General features: G+C 64.3%; 24 protein-coding genes. 19 read left to right on the forward strand and 5 right to left on the reverse strand.

The window, feature by feature from the left end; all coding sequences use genetic code 11:
- Positions 1-39 precede the first annotated feature (39 nt).
- From PCJ21_RS14185 to sbmA, 10 genes are all read left to right on the forward strand, one after another.
- Entirely contained in the window at positions 40-1,050 is a 1,011-nt protein-coding gene (locus PCJ21_RS14185; RefSeq protein WP_269932068.1) for an amino acid ABC transporter substrate-binding protein, read from the forward strand.
- Positions 1,051-1,140: 90 nt separating this feature from the next.
- Positions 1,141-1,725 (forward strand): NUDIX domain-containing protein, encoded by a 585-nt coding sequence (locus PCJ21_RS14190; RefSeq protein WP_269932069.1) that lies wholly within the window; start codon positions 1,141-1,143, stop codon positions 1,723-1,725.
- Positions 1,726-1,731: 6 nt separating this feature from the next.
- The gene (locus PCJ21_RS14195; RefSeq protein ID WP_269932070.1) at positions 1,732-2,766 is read left to right on the forward strand and encodes a DmpA family aminopeptidase; all 1,035 of its coding nucleotides are present in this window, start codon (positions 1,732-1,734) and stop codon (positions 2,764-2,766) included.
- Positions 2,767-2,907: 141 nt separating this feature from the next.
- On the forward strand, positions 2,908-3,846 hold the full coding sequence (locus tag PCJ21_RS14200; protein ID WP_269932071.1) for a LysR family transcriptional regulator: 939 nt from the start codon (positions 2,908-2,910) through the stop codon (positions 3,844-3,846).
- 126 nt (positions 3,847-3,972) lie between these two features.
- On the forward strand, positions 3,973-5,244 hold the full coding sequence (locus PCJ21_RS14205) for a Coenzyme F420 hydrogenase/dehydrogenase, beta subunit C-terminal domain (protein ID WP_269932072.1): 1,272 nt from the start codon (positions 3,973-3,975) through the stop codon (positions 5,242-5,244).
- A gap of 23 nt (positions 5,245-5,267) precedes the next feature.
- Complete coding sequence (locus PCJ21_RS14210) at positions 5,268-6,488, forward strand: aminotransferase-like domain-containing protein (RefSeq protein WP_269932073.1); 1,221 nt, start codon at positions 5,268-5,270, stop codon at positions 6,486-6,488.
- Positions 6,485-7,336, forward strand: a complete 852-nt coding sequence (locus PCJ21_RS14215) for an SMP-30/gluconolactonase/LRE family protein (RefSeq protein WP_269932074.1) — start codon at positions 6,485-6,487, stop codon at positions 7,334-7,336. The genes PCJ21_RS14210 and PCJ21_RS14215 overlap by 4 nt, the downstream gene beginning before the upstream one ends.
- Positions 7,333-7,734: a RidA family protein gene (locus PCJ21_RS14220; protein ID WP_269932075.1), complete on the forward strand. Its 402-nt coding sequence runs from the start codon at positions 7,333-7,335 to the stop codon at positions 7,732-7,734. Before PCJ21_RS14215 ends, PCJ21_RS14220 begins: the two co-directional genes overlap by 4 nt.
- Before the next feature lie 69 nt (positions 7,735-7,803).
- Positions 7,804-8,154 carry an ArsC family reductase gene (locus PCJ21_RS14225; protein WP_269932076.1) on the forward strand — a complete coding sequence of 117 codons (351 nt, stop codon included), beginning with the start codon at positions 7,804-7,806 and terminating at the stop codon, positions 8,152-8,154.
- Positions 8,155-8,441: 287 nt separating this feature from the next.
- The gene (gene sbmA, locus PCJ21_RS14230) at positions 8,442-9,719 is read left to right on the forward strand and encodes a peptide antibiotic transporter SbmA (RefSeq protein ID WP_269932077.1); all 1,278 of its coding nucleotides are present in this window, start codon (positions 8,442-8,444) and stop codon (positions 9,717-9,719) included.
- A gap of 91 nt (positions 9,720-9,810) precedes the next feature.
- Here the strand turns inward: sbmA and PCJ21_RS14235 are convergent, their stop codons facing one another.
- On the reverse strand, positions 9,811-10,809 hold the full coding sequence (locus PCJ21_RS14235; RefSeq protein WP_269932078.1) for a polysaccharide deacetylase family protein: 999 nt from the start codon (positions 10,807-10,809) through the stop codon (positions 9,811-9,813).
- A 222-nt stretch (positions 10,810-11,031) separates the two neighbouring features.
- Between PCJ21_RS14235 and PCJ21_RS14240 the strand changes: the two genes are divergently transcribed.
- From PCJ21_RS14240 to PCJ21_RS14275, 8 genes are all read left to right on the forward strand, one after another.
- Complete coding sequence (locus PCJ21_RS14240; protein WP_269932079.1) at positions 11,032-11,697, forward strand: tetratricopeptide repeat protein; 666 nt, start codon at positions 11,032-11,034, stop codon at positions 11,695-11,697.
- A gap of 10 nt (positions 11,698-11,707) precedes the next feature.
- Complete coding sequence (gene der, locus PCJ21_RS14245) at positions 11,708-13,144, forward strand: ribosome biogenesis GTPase Der (RefSeq protein ID WP_269932080.1); 1,437 nt, start codon at positions 11,708-11,710, stop codon at positions 13,142-13,144.
- Positions 13,145-13,267: 123 nt separating this feature from the next.
- Complete coding sequence (locus tag PCJ21_RS14250) at positions 13,268-14,455, forward strand: cell wall hydrolase (RefSeq protein ID WP_269932081.1); 1,188 nt, start codon at positions 13,268-13,270, stop codon at positions 14,453-14,455.
- A gap of 241 nt (positions 14,456-14,696) precedes the next feature.
- Positions 14,697-15,107 (forward strand): AtpZ/AtpI family protein, encoded by a 411-nt coding sequence (locus PCJ21_RS14255; RefSeq protein ID WP_269932082.1) that lies wholly within the window; start codon positions 14,697-14,699, stop codon positions 15,105-15,107.
- 40 nt (positions 15,108-15,147) lie between these two features.
- Positions 15,148-15,897 (forward strand): F0F1 ATP synthase subunit A, encoded by a 750-nt coding sequence (locus PCJ21_RS14260; RefSeq protein WP_269932083.1) that lies wholly within the window; start codon positions 15,148-15,150, stop codon positions 15,895-15,897.
- Positions 15,898-15,959: 62 nt separating this feature from the next.
- Entirely contained in the window at positions 15,960-16,184 is a 225-nt protein-coding gene (locus PCJ21_RS14265; RefSeq protein ID WP_269932084.1) for a F0F1 ATP synthase subunit C, read from the forward strand.
- A 62-nt stretch (positions 16,185-16,246) separates the two neighbouring features.
- Positions 16,247-16,840 (forward strand): F0F1 ATP synthase subunit B, encoded by a 594-nt coding sequence (locus tag PCJ21_RS14270; protein ID WP_269932085.1) that lies wholly within the window; start codon positions 16,247-16,249, stop codon positions 16,838-16,840.
- A gap of 10 nt (positions 16,841-16,850) precedes the next feature.
- Positions 16,851-17,330 carry a F0F1 ATP synthase subunit B gene (locus PCJ21_RS14275; RefSeq protein ID WP_269932086.1) on the forward strand — a complete coding sequence of 160 codons (480 nt, stop codon included), beginning with the start codon at positions 16,851-16,853 and terminating at the stop codon, positions 17,328-17,330.
- 174 nt (positions 17,331-17,504) lie between these two features.
- Here the strand turns inward: PCJ21_RS14275 and PCJ21_RS14280 are convergent, their stop codons facing one another.
- Both PCJ21_RS14280 and PCJ21_RS14285 read right to left on the reverse strand, forming a co-directional pair.
- Positions 17,505-18,155, reverse strand: a complete 651-nt coding sequence (locus tag PCJ21_RS14280) for a ribonuclease HII (protein ID WP_269932087.1) — start codon at positions 18,153-18,155, stop codon at positions 17,505-17,507.
- 136 nt (positions 18,156-18,291) lie between these two features.
- Complete coding sequence (locus tag PCJ21_RS14285; RefSeq protein ID WP_269932088.1) at positions 18,292-19,446, reverse strand: PA0069 family radical SAM protein; 1,155 nt, start codon at positions 19,444-19,446, stop codon at positions 18,292-18,294.
- A gap of 146 nt (positions 19,447-19,592) precedes the next feature.
- Between PCJ21_RS14285 and PCJ21_RS14290 the strand changes: the two genes are divergently transcribed.
- Positions 19,593-20,102 (forward strand): glycosyltransferase, encoded by a 510-nt coding sequence (locus PCJ21_RS14290; RefSeq protein ID WP_269932089.1) that lies wholly within the window; start codon positions 19,593-19,595, stop codon positions 20,100-20,102.
- A gap of 1 nt (position 20,103) precedes the next feature.
- On the opposite strand, the gene moaB is transcribed toward PCJ21_RS14290, so the two are convergent.
- Positions 20,104-20,652 (reverse strand): molybdenum cofactor biosynthesis protein B, encoded by a 549-nt coding sequence (gene moaB, locus PCJ21_RS14295; protein WP_269932090.1) that lies wholly within the window; start codon positions 20,650-20,652, stop codon positions 20,104-20,106.
- 2 nt (positions 20,653-20,654) lie between these two features.
- A complete protein-coding gene (locus PCJ21_RS14300; RefSeq protein ID WP_269932091.1) occupies positions 20,655-21,521 on the reverse strand; it encodes a 4-(cytidine 5'-diphospho)-2-C-methyl-D-erythritol kinase in 867 nt (288 codons plus the stop codon).
- Positions 21,522-21,529 lie beyond the last annotated feature (8 nt).

A 21,529-nucleotide genomic window follows, 5' to 3' on the forward strand; every position in this document is an offset into this window, starting at 1 on the left:
GCACGAAGAGGCTTTGCCTCGAACCAGGGAGGAGAAACCATGAAACATCTGATCTCAGCATTGCTGCTCGGCACGGCGGCTCTCGCCAACCCCGCCAACGCCGACACGCTCGACATCGTCAAGCAGCGCGGCACCGTCACCTGCGGCGTCAGCCAGGGCGTCGCCGGCTTCTCGGCGCCTGACGATGCCGGCAAGTGGTCGGGCTTCGACATCGACATCTGCCGTGCGGTTGCTGCCGCGGTGCTCGGCGACGCCGACAAGGTCAGCTATGTGCCGTTGTCGACCAAGGAGCGGTTCACCGCGGTCCAGTCGGGCTCCGTCGATCTGCTCTCGCGCCAGACCACCTGGACCCTGTCGCGTGACTCGAGCCTTGGACTGCGTTTTGTCGGCACCGCCTATCATGACGGCCAGGGCTTCATGATCCGCAAGGACCTCGGCGTCGACAGCGCGCTGAAACTCGATGGCGCCACCGTCTGCACCGAGCAGGGCACGACCACGGAGCAGAATGTCGCCGACTACTTCAGCGCCAACAAGCTGAAATACGAGCCTGTCGTCATCGATTCCGCCGACGGCATCATCAAGGCGTTCGACGGCGGCCGCTGCGACGTCTACACCACCGACGCCTCCGCGCTTTACGCGCAGCGCCTGAAGCTCAGCGATCCGGCCGCCTATGTCGTGCTGCCCGAGATCATCTCCAAGGAGCCGCTAGGACCGGCCGTGCGCCAGGGCGACGACAGGTGGTTCAGCATCGTTCGCTGGACGCTGTTCGCCCTGATCGAGGCGGAGGAGCTCGGCATCACCAGGGACAACGCCGAAGCCGGCCTGACGTCGGCCAACCCGGCCATCAAGCGCTTCCTCGGCGCCGAGGGCGACAGCGGCCAGCAGCTCGGCCTCGATCCGCGCTGGGCCTACAACGTCGTTTCCAAGGTTGGTAACTACGGCGAGATATTCGAGCGCAATCTCGGCCAGTCGAGCGAACTCAAGATCGACCGCGGCATCAACGCCCAGTGGAACGCCGGCGGCCTGATGTACGCCCCGCCGGTCCGCTGACATCTGTTGCGCGGGGTCGCGCTCCGGCGCGGCCTTGCCTATGCTGGCGCCTCGAATCTCCGGCTCGGCCGGGTCGTATCAAGGTGTCAGATGAGCATTGCCGACCGCATCCGCGTCCAGGACGTCAAAACCCTTTCCGACGACTGGTATGTCCTGAAGAAGACGACTTTCGCCTATCGTCGCGGCGACGGTGAGTGGCAGGTCCAGAGCCGCGAGACCTATGATCGCGGCAACGGCGCCACCATCCTGCTCTACGATCCCGCGCGCCGCACTGTCGTGCTGGTCAAGCAGTTCCGCTACCCGGCTTTCGTCAACGGCTACGACGACATGCTGATCGAAACGCCTGCCGGGCTGCTCGACGACGCAGCGCCCGAAGAGCGCATCCGTGCCGAGGTCGAGGAGGAGACGGGCTTCCGCATCCATCATGTTCGCCGCGTCTTTGAGGCCTTCATGAGCCCGGGTGCCGTGACCGAGAAGATCTATTTCTTCGTCGGTGAATACGAGCCGTCGGATCGCGTCTCGGAGGGCGGCGGCCATGCCGGCGAGGGCGAGGATATCGAGGTCATGGAAATCGGCATCGACGAGGCGCTCGCCATGGTCGCCGACGGCCGTATCTGCGACGCCAAGACCATCATGCTGCTGCAATACGCAGCCCTTCACCTGCGCGGAGCCTAAGCCACCATGTCGGACATCGCCCGCCAGCTCGGCATCTCTTTCGGTGCATCGCGGACGGGTGCGCTCAACGCCATCACCGACGTGCCGGGCGTGGATGTCGGCCATAGCACCATCCGGGAGGGCGACCTCAACACCGGCGTCACCGCGATCCTGCCCCACGGCGGCAATCTCTACCGCAACAAGGTGCTGGCCGCCTGCGATGTCATCAACGGCTTCGGCAAGAGCGCGGGCCTGATGCAGGTCGAAGAATTGGGCACGCTCGAGACGCCCGTCCTGCTCACCAACACTTTCGGCGTCGGCACCTGCTCCAATGCGCTGATCCACTCGGCGATTGCGGAAAATCCCGACATCGGCCGCGAGACGGCGACAGTCAATCCCGTGGTCATGGAATGCAACGACGGCTACCTCAGCGACATCCAGTCGCTTGCCGTCAGCGAGGACGATGCCCGCGCCGCCTTGGCCGCTGCCGCATCAGGACCGGTGGCGGAAGGCAATGTCGGCGCCGGTACCGGCATGAGCTGTTTTGGCTTCAAGGGCGGCATCGGCACCGCCTCGCGCCGCATCGAACTGGCCGGCCGCGACCATCATCTCGGCGTGCTGGTGCTCACCAATTTCGGCCGCGCCGGCGACCTCATCCTTCCGGATGGCCGCCGCCCCGATCCGCGTTCCAAGGTGGAGGCGGAGAAAGGCTCTGTCATCGTCATCCTCGCCACCGATATCGCGCTGGAGCATCGCCAGCTCAAGCGCGTGGTGCGTCGTTGCGGTGCCGGTCTCGCCAGGCTCGGCGCCTACTGGGGCCACGGCAGCGGCGACATCGCGCTCGGCTTCTCGACAGCGCGGACCTTCGACCACGACGAGCGCGCCGATTTCGTCGCCATGACCGCCCTCAACGAAAACCGCATCGATCGCCTGTTCCGCGCCGCTGCCGAAGCAACCGAGGAAGCGGTTGTGAATTCGATGTGCGCTGCCGAGGCGATGCACGGCAGGGCCGGGCATTCGCGGCCGTCGCTGGCCGACTGGCTACGCGCCAACAGGATCTAGTCTTTTTAGACGAGGTCAATCCTGTCCTTGCGGCACGTAATGCCCTGAACAGATCGAACCGTTCCGCGGGGGCGTCGGTCGTCTGCGAGGGAGGTGCCTGCTTTGCCCACGGTCTCAAGCCCGGTGCCGGGGGCCTAAGCGATGGTCCTGCGCAATCTGGCCAAGCTTGATCTCAACCTGCTGCATGTCTTCGAAGCCGTCTACAGCGAGGCGAGCATCACCCGCGCCGCCGAGACGCTCAGCGTCACCCAGCCGGCGGTGTCGAACAGCCTGGCACGCTTGCGCGATATCTTCGGCGACCAGCTCTTTGTCCGTGCCAGGCAGGGCATCGCGCCGACGCCGCTCGCCGAAACGCTGATCGGCCCGGTTCGCGAAGCGCTGACCGCGCTCGACCGCACGCTTGCCCGGCACGAGCGCTTCGATCCGCTGGCCTCCGAGCGCATTGTCTCGTTCAGCATGAGCGACTACGCCGAGGCGGTGGTGCTTGGGCCATTCGTCGGCGAGTTGAACCGGCTGGGCTCGAAACTGACGGTCCGCAATCGTTTCCTGGCCGAGCGCGACCTGTTTCCCGGATTGGCCTCCGGAGAGATCGATTTCGCCGTCGAGTCGCATCCGCTGGCCGACGACGGGTTCGGGCAGAGGCTGCTGTTCAGCGACGAGTTCGTCTGCGTCATGCGCCGTGGGCATCCGGCGGCCACCGAGCCGTTCACCATCGAACGCTACATGGCGCTCAGCCACCTGCACATCTCCAATCGCCCGCGCTTTGCCAATCTGGTCGACGGCGCGCTCGCCCGGATGAAGCTGAAGCGGCAGGTGGCCGTGCATCTCGAACATTGCCTGGCGGCGGCCGCCATCCTGTCGCGCAGCGACCTCTGCCTCACCATCCCCACTTCCTTCGTCCGCCATTTCTTGTCCGACGACAGTTTCGTGTCGCTGCCGCGCCCGTTCCGCATGCTGCCGCTGCAGACCTGGCTCTACTGGCACCCGGCCTCCGAAGGCAGCCCGGCGCATGACTGGGTTCGCAGCGTGCTCGACGATTGTTTCCCGCTGCCAGAGGCAAGTCAGGATCACTCAGGCTGATGTCGGTCATTCGGAATGGCAATTTGCCCTGCCTCGATCCGCCGACCTATAACTGGCACCTACACCTGAGACTGAAGACCTGTCGCTGGGGCGATGGCCGGTAGGCTATCGCCGGGAGGATGGCGCATGCGTGTTGCCGCGAGCCTTGAGGAGATCGTCGAGCGCGGGCTATGCACCGGATGCGGTGCTTGCGCGAGCCTGCTCGGACCAGACGTGCTGCGCATGGACCTGTCGCCGGAAGGGTTCATGCGGCCGCGCGGCCAGCGTCCCCTCGATAAGGCCGAGCAGCAGACCGTGCTTGAGGTTTGCGCCGGGCACACACAAAAGGGGGGAGCGCCCGTCAAGGCCGCGCCGCATCGCATCTTTGGCGCCATGCTGCATCTCGCCAAGGGGCACGCGACCGACAGGGATATCCGTTTCAAGAGCGCCACCGGTGGCGTGCTCACGGCACTCGCGGTCTATCTGGTCGAAAGCGGCGAGGTCGATGGAATCCTGCAGGTCTCTGTCTCCGGTGACAATCCGCTGCTCAACGAAGCCAGATTCAACACCACCCGCGAGCAGATAGTCGCATCATCGGGCTCGCGCTACGGGCCGTCGGCGCCGCTCAAGGACATCGTGGCGTTGCTCGACAGTGGCCGCCGCTTCGCCTTTATCGGCAAGCCCTGCGACATTGCTACATTGCGCAACCTGTCTCGGGTCGATCCGCGCGTCGAATTGCAGATCCCCTACATGCTGGCGATGGTCTGCGGCGGCAATCCCAGCATCGCCGCCACCTACAACATCGTCAGGCGCTTCGGCGAGGACCACCGCGATGTCGAGGAATTACGCTATCGCGGCCATGGCTGGCCGGGGCCGACCTATGTCCGCACGCGACAGGGCAGGGAACATCGCCAGACCTATGACGAGACCTGGTTCTCCAATCTCACCTACGAGCTGATGTTCCGCTGCAAGATCTGCGCCGACGGTGTCGGCGAGCACGCCGATGTCGTCGCTGGCGATTGCTGGGCCATGGAGGGCGGCAAGCCGAGCCATCGCGAGGCCGGCGACGGCTGGAACATGCACATCGCCCGAACCGAGCGCGGCAGGCAGCTGATCGAGGATGCAGTCGTTGCCGGCTACCTCCACGAGGAGCCGTTTTCGGTCACGGAGCTCGAGGCCATGCACGACGACCACGGCACCAAGAAGCGCTCCGTGCTGTGGCGGCTGGCGGGCCTGGCGCTTACCGCGCAGCCGTTTCCCGATCACGGCGCGCTGCGGGTGGTGCAGGCCGGCCTTGCCGCCAGCTGGCGCGAACGCTGGACAGCCTTCCGCGGCACGCTCGCCCGCTCGCTCAAGCGCCGCAACCGCGAGAGCCCGATCACCTCGGGCACGTATGCGCCCGACACCACGACACGCTGAGAACAATCACCAAGGAGGAAACCATGTCCGTCGATCATCTGCGCGCCAAGCTCTCCGGTTCCGGACCGGCCCTGTTCTTCCCGGATCCCGAGGTTCCGGCGATCTTCAATTTCGATCAGGGCCTTGCCGCGCCCGAGACTTTCCCGACTGAGGATCTGGTCCGTCTCGCCCGCAAGTCGCTCGACGAGCATGGCGCCAAGGTGCTCGACTATTTCGACCCGGCCACCGGATATGAAGAGCTCGTCTTCGGCTTCAAGGGCCTGCGCAAGGAGATATCGGACCGCATCGAGCGCACCCAGGGCAAGCAGCTCGGTACGCTCGGCGTCATCCTGACCTCGGGCTCCGTGCAGGGCATTGCGCTCGCCGCCAACGGCTACATCAATCCGGGCGATGTCGTCGTCGCGGAAGCCGCCTCTTTCCCTTATGCGCTGCGTTTCATGGAGATGGCCGGCGGTGATCTGCGCACCGTGCCGGTCGATGACCACGGCATGGACATCGACGCGCTCGAGACCTTGCTGAGCAAGGTCGAGGCCGAGGGCAAGAAGGTCAAGGTCGTCTACACCATCCCGACCTTCCAGACGCCGACCTGCACCGAGATGTCGGTGCCGCGCCGCAAGCAGTTGCTTCAGCTCGCCAGGGAACACGACTTCCTCATCATCGAGGACAATGTCTATGGCGACCTGCGCTTTGCCGGCGAGGAACTGCCGACCTTGCTCAGCCTCGACACCGACGACCGCGTCATCCAGTGCGGCAGCTTCTCCAAGATCGTCGCCCCGGCGCTGCGCCTCGGCTGGATCGCCGGCCCGGCCGCGGCCATCGAGCCGATCGCAGCCGTCCGCCAGGACCTTGGTGTCAGCCAATGGTACTCCCGCGTCATGGCCTCCTACATGGCCGACGGCCTGCTCGAAGACCACATCGCCGAGGTCAACAAGGTCTACAAGAGCAAGGCCGAGACGGCGGCGCGCGCCGTGCGCGATTATTGCGGCAACTACGTCACCTTCCGCATGCCGCAGGGCTCCTTCTACCTCTGGCTGGAGATCGACGAGCGTGTCGACTGGCAGCGGGCGGCCGAACTGTCGGCCAAGGAGGGCATCTTCTTTCGCCCTGGCGAGCGCTTCATGGGTGAGAGCGACGGCCGCCAGTTCCTGCGCCTCGCATACAGCCATGTCAGCGAAGACATCATCGAGCGCGGCATCAAGAAGCTCGGCGACATCCTCAGCGCCTGCGCCCGAGTTCCGGCATGACGCATTCGGTTCGCACGATCGCGGGGGGATTCGTCTATCCCGAATGCCCCCGCTGGCATGACGGTCAGCTGTGGTTCGCCGACCAGCACGATGGCCTCGTCCATGTGCTGGATGGCGACGGCATGCGACATGACAGCTTCGCCGTTCCGGGCGGCCCGTCCGGCATGGGCTGGCTATCAGATGGCGACCTGCTGGTCGTGTCGATGAATGACCGCAAGCTGTTGCGACGCAGCCGCGACGGCAAGCTTGTGCTCCATGCCGACCTTTCCGGCGTCCATCCGTTCCACTCGAACGACATGGTCGTCGATAGCGAGGGCCGCGCCTATGTCGGCAACATCGGCTTTGACTTCTACGCCGGCGAGGCACCAGTGCCGACCGTGCTGGCCGTGGTTACGCCGGATGGCAAGGTCGGCATCGCCGCCGACGGCTTGATGTGCCCCAACGGCGCTGTCATTTCGCCGGATGGCCGCACGTTCATCATCGCCGAGTCGATGGCAGGGCGTCTCACAGCCTATGACATCGGAGCAGATGGTGGTCTGACCAACCGGCGGCTGTTCGCGGCGGTCGACGGCCACGTGCCCGACGGCATATGCCTCGACGCCGAGGGGCACGTCTGGGCGGCATCACCCTATGAAAAGATGGTGCTGCGTGTCAGTCCGGCCGGCGAGATCGTCGACCGGGTCGTCATCCTTGATGCCAACCCCTATGCCTGCATGCTCGGCGGCGATGACGGCCGCGACCTGTTCATCTGCGTTGCCCCGCACCACGACCCCGAGATGACGGTGAAGCTGAGGGGAGGGCGCATCGACGTGGTCCGCGCGCCCGCTGCGGGAGCCGGACGGCCATGAGCATCGAAAGGCTCAACCCATCAGGCATGGCTTTCCCCGGCATGAGCCAGGGGGTCGGCTGCGGCGACTTCGTGCTGGTTTCCGGGCAGGTGGCTCTGAAGGACCGGCAGATCGTCTGCGCGGGCGACCCTGCCGGGCAGACCGAGCAGGTGTTCCGCAACATCGAGGCGGTTCTGGCCGAAGCGGGTCTTGCGCTTGGTCATGTCGTGTCCTTGCGCAGCTATCTGACCAGCGCTGACCACTATCAGGCCTATGCCTCGGTCAAGAACCGCATCTTCGCCGACAACCCGCCGGCCGCCACCGCCATGGTCGTGACGGCACTCGTCCTGCCCGAGATCATGGTCGAGGTCGAGGCGGTCGCCTGGCGTCATGCGCTTGCCAAAGCGCCGACGGTGTAGAACCTAGCCGTAACCTGAAACTGGCCGAGTCGGGTCCGCCCGGCCGGCCGCACTTGCGGAGGCCCGGTCTTGTCGATCACCATGTACGGCATCAAGAACTGCGACACGATCAAGAAGGCCCGCACCTGGCTCGAAGGCCATGGCGTCGGCTACGATTTCCACGACTACAAGGCGTCCGGCATCGACCGCCAAAGCCTGGAGGCATGGGTCAGGGAATTCGGCTGGGAGACCGTTCTCAACCGCGCCGGCACCACCTTCAAGAAGCTGCCCGACGCCGACAGGCAAGGCCTCGACACTGAGAAGGCGATCGCGCTGATGCTGGCCCAGCCCTCGATGATCAAGCGACCGATGCTCGACCTTGGCAGCCGCCGCATCGTCGGCTTCAAGCCCGAGGCTTACGAGGCCGCGTTCCCGGGCTGATATTGCCCGGGCTGACAATGCCCGGGCTGCGAATGCCGGGACTGCCCGCCCCAGCCTTAGCCGGTCCGCGACCCGAACCGCGCCATGCTCGCCGCTTCTTCGCGCAGCCAGGTTCAGCCGCCCCCCGAATTGCTCACCTAACCAAACTGTAATCCGCGCGGGCTGAAAATCGCCACGATCCGGCACGCATTGCAACAGCCGGCCGCCACAGGGGATTCCCTTGTGCCACGAAGTGTGACTTCATGCGGCCAACTGGCAATGCCGCCGCTCCGAAAGGACCCGGAATCGTGTTTGTATCGTTTTTCCCGCAGCCGAAGCTGTTTTTCACCTCGGCGGCTCTGTGGAGCCTCGCGCTGGTGCTTTTCTGGTTCTACGGCGGCGCGCAATTGGGGGCCATGATCGGCCTGCCGCCAGCGGCTGAGGGGACGCCGCCGATTATCGGTATTTCGGTGTTCTGGTCCCAGCCCTTCTTGTGGTTTTACGTCTACTTTGCAGCGGGCGTACTGCTCTTTTACGCTTTCTGGCGCTGGTATTCGCCACATCCGTGGCAGCAATGGTCGATCCTCGTCACATCTGTCGTCCTGTTCATGATCTACTTCAATGTTCAGGTCAGCGTGGCGGTGAACAATTGGTACGGGCCGTTCTTCGACTACGTCCAGGGGCTGATGGCCGGAACGACCAACTCGACCAATGCCGAGTTCTATCGTGGTGCCGCCAGCTTCGCCTGGCTGGCGCTGATCGGCATGAATGTTTCAGTCATCAACGCATACATCGTCCAGCATTGGATCTTCCGCTGGCGCACCGCCATGAACAATTACTTCATGGAAAACTGGGGCCAGCTTCGCCACATCGAAGGCGCCTCGCAGCGTATCCAGGAAGACACGATGCGTTTTGCCCAGATCATGGAAGACCTGGGGTCAAGTTTCGTCGCCTCGATCATGACGCTGATTGCCTTCCTGCCGGTCTTGATAGAGTTGGAAAAGCACATCACCGAGCTGCCGATCATCGGCGCGGTTCCGCACCCGCTCCTCGTTGCGGCAATTGGTTGGTGCTTGCTTGGCACGCTGTCCGTCATGCTCGCCGGCGTCAAGCTGCCCGGCCTGCAGTTCCGTAACCAGCGCGTCGAGGCCGCCTACCGTAAGGAACTGGTCTATGGCGAAGACCATGCCGACCGGGCGCAGCCTGCGACCACCACCGAACTGTTCGGGAATGTGCGCAGGAATTACTTCCGCCTTTATGCCCACTACGTCTATTTCAACGTCGTCCGCTACACCTACCTGCAGGCCGACAACATCTTCTCCTTCATCATCCTCGGACCGTCGTTCGTCGCGCACAAGATCACGCTTGGCCCGATGAACCAGATCTCGAATGCCTTCGGCCGCGTGACCGGGTCGCTGCAGTTCTTGCTCAGTTCCTGGTCGACGATCGTCGAGTTGCAGTCCGTGCATAAACGTCTGCGCGCCTTCGAGGCGACGCTGTCAGGTGAGCCGCTGCCCGATATCGACCAGCGCTACATCGAGCGTGAAAAGGCAGGTTTCAAACCTGAAGATCAGCCGGTGGCATGATCCCGGCATGAGGTCCGCAGCGCGGTGGCGCTGACGACGATCGCGGCGCGGCTGGAGGAGAAGTTGCCTGCCTGGCTGGAGCCAGCCTCTCTCACCCGCCGGTTTGTACCGGCGTGGCCTCGTTGCGCTGTTTGACATAGTCGGCGTAGCTGACGCAGGCGACATCGGTCTTCGTGCAGACCTCCCCGGCAAAGCGTTCGAGCGCCCGCCAGTAGGCGCCGCCATTCATCAGGCTGAAATGGAAGCCGAATTGCAGCGGGATGCGGTCGCCCGCGTATTGCTTGTCGAAGACTGCGCGGAACGCGTCATAGGCGCGGTCGGAGAAACGGTCGGCGTCCCCGAGCTTCTCTTCGCCGCCCGAATGGCGGACATAAAGATTGTAGTCCATGGCGATGACGCGCCGCTCCGAGGGTCCTTCGGGAATCTCGGGCAGGGAGAATTCCATCATCCCGTCGTCGAGCTTGGGCAGTTCGGGACCGCGCGAGACGCCGCTGGCATTGTAGGCGAAGCCCTTGTCGTGCAGCGCGCCCGTCAGCCCCTTGCTGTCAGACAGGTAAGGAGCGCGAAAACCCTTCACCGAGGCAGCGACCTGCGCCCAGCCTGCTGGTTCGGGCGAAATGCCGTTGATCTTGTAGGCGTCGCGCATGATCGTCGAGAACGCGTCGAACTCCTTCGTCCAGTCAGCCTTGCTCCACTTGCCGCCGTCAAAGTGCCCGCAGGCGTGGCTGGCGATGTCGTGACCCTCGGCCGCCGCAAGGTTGATCTGTTCGAGCCTGTCTACAACCTCCTGCTTCGACTGGGCGAAGCCGACATTGGAGCGGCCCGCGGACTTGCCGGGCGCGCGGTACTCGCCCTTGGTCTGGCGCGACAGAAGGAAGACGCAGGACAGGAAATAGGTGAAGCGGGCGCCGGTGCGAGCAGCGAGATTCCGGCTGCGCTGCCATTGCGCGAGGTCGTGAGCGCCGTCGAACGATATCAGAACGACCTGCGGCTTCTTCACATCCTCGACATTGAGGACAGGGCTGGCCGCCGCCGCAAGCGACGTGGTTGAGGCTATGCAAAGGGAGCTGAGGCGGAGAAGTTTGGACATTTGAACCGGATGTGACTGCAATATGAAGTGCTTGCGCAACTGTGGCCCGGTAGGCCGCAAATGTGGCATGGTTGCGTTCGCCGGGGAATGTCGGGCGACTGCGGGCATGGCAAGGCGGGTTTCCCCAGCCGAATTTCCACCCCGCCCCCTTCCATGACGACGAAATTCCGCTAAAACGCAGGCTCACAATAGGCCCCCAGAGGGCAAAGGCGGTTGGATAGCATGTCGGACGACAGTTTCTTTCGTGAGGTGAACGAGGAAATTCGCCAGGAAAAGGCGAAGGCCCTGTGGGACCGGTTTGGCCCTGCGGCCATCGTTGTCGCTGTGCTCGTCGTCATCGGCACCGGGCTGTTCGTCGCCTGGGAATATTGGGTCGAGACCCGCGCCAACCGGTCCGGCGATGAATTCTCGCATGCCCTGTCTCTGGCCAATTCCGGCAAGGCGGACGAAGCGCTTGCTGCGTTCGAAGCGCTCGAAAAGGATGGTTACGGCGCCTATCCGCTGCTCGCCCGCATGCGCGCAGCGACGGTCCAGGCCGACAAGGGCGACTTCAAGGCCGCAGTCGCCGGCTTCGACGAAGTTGCCGCCGACACCTCCATTCCGTCGGCAATTCGCGACATCGCCCGTTTGCGCGCCGCCCTGCTATTGGTCGACCACGGCACCTATGCCGACGTGTCGGGCCGCGTCGAGGCGCTGACCAACGACACCAATCCGCTGCGCCACTCGGCTCGTGAGGCGCTCGGCCTCGCTGCCTGGAAAGACGGCAAATCCACCGACGCTCTGAAGCTGTTCGAGCAGATCTCCACCGACGATGGTGCTCCGCGCAACGCGCGACAGCGCGCCAATGTCATGGCTGAACTGATCCGCGGTTCGGGCAACGCTTCGTAACGCGGGCCAGATGGCATTCAAGATAGCAATCATCGGCCGGCCTAACGTCGGCAAATCCACGCTTTTCAACCGTCTGGTCGGAAAGAAGATCGCGCTTGTCGACGACACGCCCGGCGTGACGCGTGACCGGCGCGTCCATGCCGCCAAGCTGTACGATCTCGCTTTCGACGTCATCGACACCGCCGGGTTCGAGGACGCGGCGGCTGCCACGCTGCAAGGCCGCATGCGCCAGCAGACCGAAATCGCCATCCGGGAAGCCGATCTGATCTTCTTCATGGTCGACGCCAAGGCTGGCCTTACCCCTGACGACCGCACCTTCGTTGAGATCGTCCGCCGCTCGGGCAAGCCCGTCGTGTTGGTCGCCAACAAGTCCGAGGCGCGCGGCGCCCAGGGCGGAGCGCTCGAAGCGTGGGAACTCGGCATCGGCGAGCCGGTGCAGATCTCGGCTGAACATGGCCTGGGCATGCCCGACCTGCGCGACGCCGTGGTCGAGGCACTCGGCAAGGAACGCGTCTTCGCCGATGACGAGGACGAGGCCGATGACATCGCCGAAAGCGACGTGCTGATTGGCGAAGACATTGCTGATCCCGACGCCGAAGACGCCCATGCCTATGACGAAACCAAACCCCTGCGCATTGCTGTCGTCGGCCGCCCGAACGCCGGCAAATCGACGCTGATCAATGCGCTGATCGGCGAAGAGCGGCTGCTGACCGGCCCCGAGGCCGGCATCACCCGCGATTCGATTTCGGTCGATTGGGACTGGCACGGACGCAGCATCAAGCTGTTCGACACGGCCGGCATGCGCCGCAAGGCCAAGGTGCAGGAAAAGCTCGAGAAGCTGTCGGTGCAGGACGGCCTGCGCGCCATCCGCTTCGCCGAGATCGTCATCATCGTGCTCGATGCGACGATCCCGTTCGAAAAGCAGGACCTGCAGATCGCAGATCTCATCATCCGCGAGGGCCGGGCGCCGGTCATCGCCTTCAACAAGTGGGACCTGATCGACAACCCGCAGGAAGCGCTCGCCGAACTGCGCGAGAAGACCGAGCGGCTTTTGCCGCAGGCGCGGGGCCTGCAGGCCGTGCCGATGTCGGCTGAAACCGGTCGCGGGCTGGAAAAGCTGATGGACGCGGTCATCCGCACCCATCGCGTCTGGAACAGCCGCGTGTCGACCGGCAAGCTCAACCGCTGGCTGGAGGGCATCCTGGCCCATCATCCGCCGCCCGCCGTCGCCGGCCGCCGGCTCAAGATCAAGTACATCACCCAGGCAAAAACGCGGCCGCCCGGCTTCGTGCTGTCCTGCTCGCGTCCTGATGCGATGCCGCAATCCTACGTGCGCTATCTCGTCAACAATCTGCGCGAGGCCTTCGACATGCCCGGTGTGCCGATCCGCATGGCGTTGCGTGCCTCCGACAACCCGTTCGCGGGCCGCGCCAAAAAGAAGAAATGATCCGAAGGGCCCGCATTTGCGGGCCTTTTGCATTTTGGACACCTTGTAGCCGTTAACCCTACATCAAGGTTAATGCATCATTTTTCTCTCCAGTAGCGGTGAGTTGCATCCTGGAGAGTTTCCGTGCATCGACGAGTTGTGAAGCGGCGGTTTGCTGCTGCCCGCGAGGGAAGACGTTCGTTTCTGGCACCCGCCATCGTCGGGCTGGGCATCTGGCTCGGCTTTCCCAGCGCGACCGCCTATCAGGACATGACCAGCCTGGTCTCCGGCCTTGGAGCGCCGAGCACGCGCTGGCACTCCTATGTCGAAAAGGCTGCCGCCGGTTCGGTCCACGCCGCCGAGATGCCGTTTGTCGACGCCATCGTCACCGGGCCGATGTCCGGTTCGGGGGTCAAGATCGCCGGTGTCGGCACCGTCACCTTCCGTGGCAAGGGCAATGCCTCGTCGAGTGTGCCGGACGAGGACCGCATCGTTCGTGTCGACAAGAGGGGCCGCATCGTCAACGTTTCGCCGGTTGCCCCGCCGAGAAACTTTACCGCCGGTTCGGTGTTCGAACGCACCAGTTCGCTTTTGCGCCCCGCACTCGACAGCGGCCTCAAGCTGACCTTCGCCAAGCCCGACATCAAGGGCAAGGAGATCGAGATCGCGGCGGCCTTCCACGTCAAGGAAGCCAAGCATCCGACCGCGGCCGGCGTGCCGGCGATGCTTGCCTCCCTGGTGACCAATGAGAAGGCCGACATCCTAGCCACCGCCTATGCCCCGGCTGCGCCCGACTACGCCAAGGCCTCGCCCTTCGAGGCGCTGTTGCGCAACGAGGACGAGACTGGCGGCCGCTTCATCCCGCCGATGGGCAAGGGCGATCATGGCTGGCTGCAGAATCCGCTGCCGGCGAGCGTCTTTTCCAAGGCGGAGCAGACCTGCCTTGCCAACGGCATCTATTTCGAGGCCCGCGGCGAGTCGCTGCGCGGGCAGGCGGCGGTTGCCCAGGTTATCCTCAACCGCGTCCGCAACCCTGCCTATCCGGGCAGCATCTGCGGCGTCGTCTACCAGAACGATGGCTGGTTCAACCGTTGCCAGTTCTCCTTCGCCTGCGACGGTATCAAGGACCGCGTGACTAGCCCTTCGCACTACAAGACCGCCAAGGACATCGCCATGGCGGTGACGGCTGGCAAGATCTTCATCCCGGAAGTGGGGTCGTCGACGCACTATTACGCCAACTACGTCAATCCGGGCTGGGCGCGTGGCATGAAGAAGATGACCAAGATCGGCCTCCACATCTTCTACCGGACCTATGGCGGCGGCTGGAGCTGATCGCCCTGTAACAAAGACCGCCGGAGTCGCTCATCGGGCGGATTGTCGGCGGATTCGGCCAGCGATTGCCGACGGAAGCCGCGGGCAGGATGTCGCACTTCGCCAAGCTGTTGATTTTCCAGAATAAAATACTTCGTTAGATGGGTGTCTGCGTGGCTTGACGGGCAGGTGCCCTCTAACTATGTTGCCGGCGACTTTGAAGCGGACGGACGGAGACGGTCGGACCGGACGGGAGTTTGCAATGGCCAAGCCATCAAGGCCGGGCGAAACTGGAAACACCCGGCCTGAAAACCGAGCCGAAAACGACCTTCGCGACGACGATCTCGAGCGCCGCCGGCGCGATCTCGAAGCCACATTGGCCGCGAGGCGCCCGCAACGTGACGAGGCTGTCGAAGGCGCTGAGTCGAATGGCAAGGCCGGCTATGGTCAGGCACTCAAGATGTCGAGCGAATTCATCGCCGGTATCGCAGTTGGTGTCGGTCTGGGCTGGTTCGTCGATCGGTTTGCAGGCACGTCGCCCTGGGGGCTCATCGTGTTCCTGCTGCTCGGCTTTGGCGCCGGTGTGCTGAATGTCCTGCGCTCCGCAGGGGTTGTCGCAGATGCTGGCATCAGGCCGCCCGAAGGGCGCCCGGATGGTCCGGACAAGAAGTAAGTAGCGCTGCAAGGCGCAATCTAGGCGAAGGGGGGCCAGCGTGGCCAACGATCCAATTCATCAGTTTCAGATCTCGAAATTGATCCCGATCGAGATCGGCGGCCTCGATTTCTCCTTCACCAATTCGGCCGCCTTCATGGTCGCCACCGTCGTGACCGCCAGCGCCTTCCTGTTCCTGACGACCTCCAGTCGCGGTCTCGTTCCGAGCCGCATGCAGTCGGTCTCGGAAATGGCTTACGAATTCGTGGCGTCGATGTTGAGAGATGCCGCAGGCTCGCAGGGCATGCGCTTCTTCCCGTTCGTCTTCTCGCTGTTCATGTTCGTGCTCGTCGCCAACCTGCTCGGCCTGTTCCCTTACTTCTTCACCGTCACCAGCCAGATCATCGTCACCTTCGCGTTGGCGCTGCTGGTTATCGGCACCGTCATCGTCTACGGCTTCGCCAAGCACGGATTCGGCTTCCTCAAGCTGTTCGTGCCAAGCGGTATTCCGGGCCTGCTGGTGCCGCTGGTCGTGATCATCGAAGTGATCTCGTTCCTGTCGCGTCCGGTCAGCCTCTCGGTTCGTCTGTTCGCCAACATGCTGGCCGGCCACATTACGCTGAAGGTCTTTGCCGGTTTCGTCACCTCGCTGAGCGCCATGGGCGCCGTGGGTGTCGCCGGTTCGATCCTGCCGCTGTTCATGACGGTTGCGATCACCGGTCTCGAAGTGCTGGTCGCCTTCCTGCAGGCATATGTCTTCGCAGTCCTGACCTGCATGTACCTCAACGACGCTGTCCATCCCGGGCACTGATCAGATACGGCGGGTCTACCCGTCGCATAACGAAATCAACCGTTCCACCAAGGAGTTTGAAAATGGAAGCAGAAGCAGCAAAGTATCTCGGCGCCGGTCTGGCTTGTTTCGGCATGGCCGGTACGGCTCTCGGCCTCGGCAACATCTTCGGCAGCTACCTCTCGGGCGCTCTGCGCAACCCGTCGGCTGCTGACGGCCAGTTCGGCCGCCTGGTGTTCGGCTTCGCCGTGACCGAAGCTCTGGGCATCTTCTCGCTGCTCATCGCCCTGCTGCTGCTCTTCGCATAAGAGCAGGCTGACGATTGTGCCGGTCGCCACAGGCGGCCGGTCGGGTTGGACAGGGGAATGAGATGTTTGTGACACCGGGTTACGCCGAGGAAGTAGCGCCTGCGGCGGGAGATGCTCACACCACTGATGCCGGTGCGCAAGCGCACACGGAAGCAGCGGGCGGCGGCGGCGTGTTTCCGCCATTCGATTCTACGACCTATCCGTCGCAGGTCCTTTGGCTCGCCATCACTTTCGGCCTGTTCTACCTCTTCCTGAAGAATGTCGTTCTGCCGCGTGTCGGCGGTACGCTCGAAGTTCGTCGCGATCGCATCGCCGGCGACCTTGATCAGGCCGCTCGGATGAAGTCCGAAGCGGATGCGGCTGTTGCCGCTTACGAGCAGGAACTCGCCCAGGCCAAGGGCAAGGCCAACGCCATCGGCCAGGACGCGCGCGACGGCGCCAAGGCTGAGGCCGAAGGCAAGCGCAAGGAAATCGAGGCCGGTCTCGAGCAGAAGCTCGCGGCAGCCGAGGCGCGCATCGCCACGATCAAGGCGAATGCCATGAAGGAAGTCGGCAACATCGCCGAGGACACCGCGCACGCGATTGTCCAGGCACTTGGCGCCGGCAAGGTCGAAAAGGCCGACATCGCCGCTGCCGTCAAGGCTGCAGGCAAGTAGGAGACAAGCGATGGACGCTACATTCTGGGCTACAGTCGCGCTCCTTCTGTTCGTTGCGCTCGTCCTGTACCTGAAGGTGCCGGGCATGGTGGCGAAGTCTCTCGACGGCCGTGCGGATCGCATCCGGGCTGAACTCGAGGACGCTCGCAAACTGCGCGAAGAGGCGCAGCAGCTGCTGGCCGAATTCCAGCGCAAGCGCAAGGAAGCGGAAAAGGAAGCTGCCGAGATCATCGAGGTTGCCAAGCGCGAAGCTGGCCTGCTCGCTGCAGAGGCGCACGCCAAGACCGAGGAATATGTCGCGCGCCGCACGGCGCTCGCCGAACAGAAGATCGGCCAGGCCGAGCAGGAAGCGATCCATGAAGTTCGCTCCAGCGCAGTCGAGCTCGCCGTTGAAGCTGCCCGTCATATTCTGGGCAGCAAGGTCGACGCCAAGACCAGTGCCGATCTCTTCAAGAGCTCGGTTCAGGAAGTGAAGGCCAAGCTCAACTGATCCGAGCTGGTCAACGAGTTAGAAGAAGCCGCTGGAATTTCCGGCGGCTTTTTTGTTTTGGGGCGAGCCACGTCAGCCATCTGTGGCGCGAGCCCCCGGTTGTCACTGAAATGTGTGTGACACCGTCGCTGGGCGAGCCTCGAGCGCACGTAGTAACAACCCCGGTCTGCGGGTTCAGTCCCTGAATGGTGCGAAGGAGACGCGGTGGATGCGGATGGCGGCGCCGTGTTCGACGATGGCGGCGCGGTGACGCACCGTGGCATAGCCCATGTGCACTTCGAAGCCGTAGCGATTGTCGTTGGCGCCGCAGACCGACATCATCCTGTCGCGGGTCACCTTGGCGACGATTGAGGCCGCGGCGATCGACTGGGAGCGTTGGTCGCCCTTGACCAGCGCCTTGCAGGTGCAGGCCAGACCCGGAGGGACGTCCCGGCCGTCGGCGAGGGCCGACTTGGCCTCGACGGGCAGCCCGGCGAGCGCCCGTCGCATCGCCTCGAGCGAGGCCTTGCGGATGTCGCTGCGGTCGATGCTGTCGGCCGACACCGAGGCGACGGCCACGCCCAGTGCCTTACGCAGGATGTCGTCGAACAGGGCGTCGCGCTGCAGCGCGGAAAGGCGCTTTGAATCGTCGAGGCCAGCCGGAATGTTGTCGGGATCGAGAACCACTGCTGCTGCCACCACCGGTCCCGCCAGCGGGCCGCGCCCGGCCTCGTCGAGACCCGCGCATGGCCACAGGCCACCAGAAATCGCCTTCGTCTCGAAGGAGAAATCCGGTTTGTCCAGAAATTCGAAGAGGGGCGGAGAATCGGAACGTGGGCGAGCCATAGCGGCGATGCTCGCACCGGCTCCGATTCTCCGCAAGACCTTCCGACCTAGTGGGGCGCGGTCCGGAAGGCACCGTCAACAGGCCACGGGGGAGGCCGGACGGGATTGGTGATAGGCGAACCTTTGTTCGGCCGCCTCAGAGCAGCATCAGCTGCTGCTGGTCCTTGGGTGCCGGGTTGAACAGGTCGGTCCGGAGCGGCGTCCGTTCGGCGTTGAGGCCGAGCCGTTTGGCGGCGATTTCGAAGCGGCGGCCGATCTGCCAGGCATAAGGCCCCTTGCCGCGCATCCGCTTGCCCCATTCGGCGTCGTAGTCCTTGCCGTCGCGCATCGAGCGGATCAGGGACAGCACGTGACGATAGCTGTCGGGATAGTGGCGCAGCAGCCAGTCCTTGAAGATCGGGCTCACTTCGAGAGGAAGCCGCAGCAGCACGTAACCGGCACTGGTTGCGCCGGCAGCAGCGCCCGAATCGAGGATGCGTTCGATCTCCTGGTCGGTGAGGCCCGGTACGATTGGCGCGACCATCACCGAGACCGGGATGCCGGCGTCGGAAAGCTGCCTTATCGCCTCAAGCCGCCTGGTCGGCGTCGCCGCCCGCGGCTCCATGGTGCGGGCAAGGATCCGGTCGAGAGTTGTCACCGACAGCGCCACCTTGGCCAGGCCCTTCTCGGCCATGCGCGAGAGGATATCGATGTCCCTGACCACCAGCGCCGACTTGGTTACGATGCCCACCGGGTGGTTGCGCGCTTCCATCACCTCAAGCACCTCGCGCATGATGCGCCAGTTCTTTTCGATCGGCTGATACGGGTCGGTGTTGGTGCCGATTGCGATGGTGCGTGGCTGATAGCCGTCCTTGGACAACTCGCGGTCGAGCAGCTTGGCGGCGTCGGGCTTGGCGAACAGCCTGGACTCGAAATCCAGGCCGGCCGACAGTCCCATGTAGCTGTGCGTCGGCCGGGCGAAGCAATAGACGCAGCCATGCTCGCAGCCGCGATAGGGATTGATCGAGCGGTCGAACGAGATGTCGGGCGAGTCGTTGCGCGTGATGATGGTGCGCGGCTTCTCGACCTGCACCTCGGTCTTGAACGGCGGCAGTTCCTCGATGGTGCTCCAGCCGTCGTCGAAGACGTGCCGCGTCGTCGGTTCGTAGCGGCCCGACGGGTTGACGCCGGCGCCACGGCCGCGCCGACGCTCATGGTTGATGCGCAGGCCGCTTTCCTCGACAATGGCATTGGCCATTCCAGCTCCGCCGCCCTTGAAGGCGGCAATGTCGGCCTGTGCAATGGATTCCATGACGCTGTCTCCCGAAGGAAAGTGGCCGGCCGCCGATTCGTCCGACATGAAACTATTCCTATTTCGAGAATGAGAACAAAGCAAGAACTTTGTCGCTGGTGCACGGCCGCTGGCGCTTTCGTCGGGTTTCGGCTAATCGGCTAGACATGCTGAGCGTTCTGATCGAAACGATGAACGATGAGGAAGGGCTGGCGCGTAGCCTGGCCTCGCTGGTGAGCGGCGCCGTCGAGGGCGTGGTGCGCGAGGTGATCGTTTGCGATCGCGGCTCAAGCGACCAGACCCATTACGTCGCCGAGCATGCGGGGTGCACCTACATCGCCAGCGGCGGCGTCAAGGCCGGCATTGCCCGGGCCAAGGGCGATTGGCTTCTGCTGCTCGAACCGGGCGCAAGGCTGGGCGAGGGCTGGACCGACGACGTGATGCGCCACACCGCGCGACTGACGATGGCGGCGCGCTTTTCTCGCGCCAAGGTGTCCGGCAGGTCGCTGTGGGCGCGCGTCACGTCACGGCCAAGGGCGCTTGAGCAGGGTCTGATCATCACCAGGAAGCAGGCTTCTGTTCAGGCCCGCAATGGCGCCGACGCCGAGGGCATCGCGCGCGGGCTGGCCATGAAGACCCTGGAAGCGGAAATCGTCGTCGCGCCGGAGCGGAAATAGCTTAGGCCTGCTTGGCGCCGCCGCGCCTGAGATGCTCGTTCAGTCGCGGCATGATTTCCACGAAATTGCACGGCATGTGGCGGTAGTCGAGCTGGGCCTTGAGGATGCCGTCCCAGGCGTCGCGGCACGCACCTGGCGACCCCGGCAGCACGAAGACGAAGGTGGCGTTGACCACCCCGCCAGTGGCGCGCGACTGGATCGTCGAGGTGCCGATCTTGTCGTAGGAGATGCGGTGGAAGACCTCCGAGAAGCCGTCCATGCGCTTTTCGAAGATCGGCTCCAGCGCCTCCGGGGTCACGTCGCGGCCGGTGAAGCCGGTGCCGCCGGTGGTGATGATAACGTCGATCTCGGCATCCCGCGACCAGCTTTCGACGCGGTTGCGAATCTCGTCCTTGTCGTCGGTCACGATATCGCGCGCCTTCAGCACATGACCCGCCTCGGCGATGCGGTCGGCAAGCGTCTGTCCGGACTTGTCGTCGGCGTGCGTGCGCGTGTCCGAGACGGTGAGCACAGCGATGCGGACGGGAACGAAGGATCGGTCGGTTGCCATTGTCAGCTCCGGGTGGTGGTCGCGGCGGTGAACCATCCCGGATGGTCGCCGGCGAGGTGAGCGGCAGCGCGGCTGGCGGTAGCCGCGTCGTCATAGATGCCGAAGCAGGTCGCGCCGGAGCCGGACATGCGGGCGAAGGTTGCGCCCGAACGGCGCAATTCATCGAGCACGTCCGCGATCGAAGGCTCGATAGACATCGCAGGCGCCTCGAGGTCGTTGCGTGTGCCGGACAGCCAGCTGCGCACGGCGAGGCCATCGCACAACCTTGCCAGAGGCGGGTTGTCGCGCGAGGCGAGGGCGCCGAAGACCTTTGGCGTCTCGACCGCGATGCCGGGGTTGACCAGAACCATGTTCAGAACGGGCATCTGGCCGACCGGTTCGAGCCGTTCACCGATGCCGCGGGCGATCAGCGGCCGCGCCGCAAGGCACATCGGCAGATCGGCGCCGAGCGGCAGCCCAAGGCGCGCGAGTTCGGCAGCAGCCACGGGCAGCCGCCAGAAGCGGGCCAGCGCCCGCATTGTCGCCGCCGCATCGCTCGATCCGCCGCCGATGCCCGAGGCAACCGGAAGGTTCTTCTCCAGCGCGATCGACACGGGGGGTGCGCTGGCGGCGCCAAATGCTGTCCGCAGCGCGTCGCGGGCGCGCAGGACCAGGTTGCCGCCATCGAGCGGCACATTGTCGGCGAAAGGACCATCGACCAAGAAGCGGTCCTCGCCCGCCGGCGAGACCGTAATGCGATCGCCCAGCTCTGCGAATACGACGAGGCTTTCAAGCAGGTGGTAGCCGTCCGCGCGACGACCGGTCACGTGCAGGGCGAGATTGATCTTTGCCGGGGCTAGTTCGGCATACGAAACGGCGCTCACTGTCACGGGCTGAC

This window comes from Aminobacter sp. HY435 (assembly GCF_027568395.1).
Classification (GTDB): domain Bacteria; phylum Pseudomonadota; class Alphaproteobacteria; order Rhizobiales; family Rhizobiaceae; genus Aminobacter.

Coding starts and splice junctions, on each gene's coding strand:
- moaB (WP_269932090.1), bottom strand. CDS start 20,652: ATGGCAACCGACCGATCCTTCGTTCCCGTCCGCATCGCTGTGCTCACC.
- PCJ21_RS14185 (WP_269932068.1), top strand. CDS start 40: ATGAAACATCTGATCTCAGCATTGCTGCTCGGCACGGCGGCTCTCGCC.
- PCJ21_RS14210 (WP_269932073.1), top strand. CDS start 5,268: ATGTCCGTCGATCATCTGCGCGCCAAGCTCTCCGGTTCCGGACCGGCC.
- PCJ21_RS14285 (WP_269932088.1), bottom strand. CDS start 19,446: ATGGAATCCATTGCACAGGCCGACATTGCCGCCTTCAAGGGCGGCGGA.
- PCJ21_RS14275 (WP_269932086.1), top strand. CDS start 16,851: ATGGACGCTACATTCTGGGCTACAGTCGCGCTCCTTCTGTTCGTTGCG.
- PCJ21_RS14265 (WP_269932084.1), top strand. CDS start 15,960: ATGGAAGCAGAAGCAGCAAAGTATCTCGGCGCCGGTCTGGCTTGTTTC.
- PCJ21_RS14195 (WP_269932070.1), top strand. CDS start 1,732: ATGTCGGACATCGCCCGCCAGCTCGGCATCTCTTTCGGTGCATCGCGG.
- PCJ21_RS14290 (WP_269932089.1), top strand. CDS start 19,593: ATGCTGAGCGTTCTGATCGAAACGATGAACGATGAGGAAGGGCTGGCG.
- PCJ21_RS14205 (WP_269932072.1), top strand. CDS start 3,973: ATGCGTGTTGCCGCGAGCCTTGAGGAGATCGTCGAGCGCGGGCTATGC.
- der (WP_269932080.1), top strand. CDS start 11,708: ATGGCATTCAAGATAGCAATCATCGGCCGGCCTAACGTCGGCAAATCC.
- PCJ21_RS14255 (WP_269932082.1), top strand. CDS start 14,697: ATGGCCAAGCCATCAAGGCCGGGCGAAACTGGAAACACCCGGCCTGAA.
- PCJ21_RS14280 (WP_269932087.1), bottom strand. CDS start 18,155: ATGGCTCGCCCACGTTCCGATTCTCCGCCCCTCTTCGAATTTCTGGAC.
- PCJ21_RS14215 (WP_269932074.1), top strand. CDS start 6,485: ATGACGCATTCGGTTCGCACGATCGCGGGGGGATTCGTCTATCCCGAA.
- PCJ21_RS14190 (WP_269932069.1), top strand. CDS start 1,141: ATGAGCATTGCCGACCGCATCCGCGTCCAGGACGTCAAAACCCTTTCC.
- PCJ21_RS14200 (WP_269932071.1), top strand. CDS start 2,908: ATGGTCCTGCGCAATCTGGCCAAGCTTGATCTCAACCTGCTGCATGTC.
- PCJ21_RS14270 (WP_269932085.1), top strand. CDS start 16,247: ATGTTTGTGACACCGGGTTACGCCGAGGAAGTAGCGCCTGCGGCGGGA.
- PCJ21_RS14240 (WP_269932079.1), top strand. CDS start 11,032: ATGTCGGACGACAGTTTCTTTCGTGAGGTGAACGAGGAAATTCGCCAG.
- PCJ21_RS14235 (WP_269932078.1), bottom strand. CDS start 10,809: ATGTCCAAACTTCTCCGCCTCAGCTCCCTTTGCATAGCCTCAACCACG.
- PCJ21_RS14220 (WP_269932075.1), top strand. CDS start 7,333: ATGAGCATCGAAAGGCTCAACCCATCAGGCATGGCTTTCCCCGGCATG.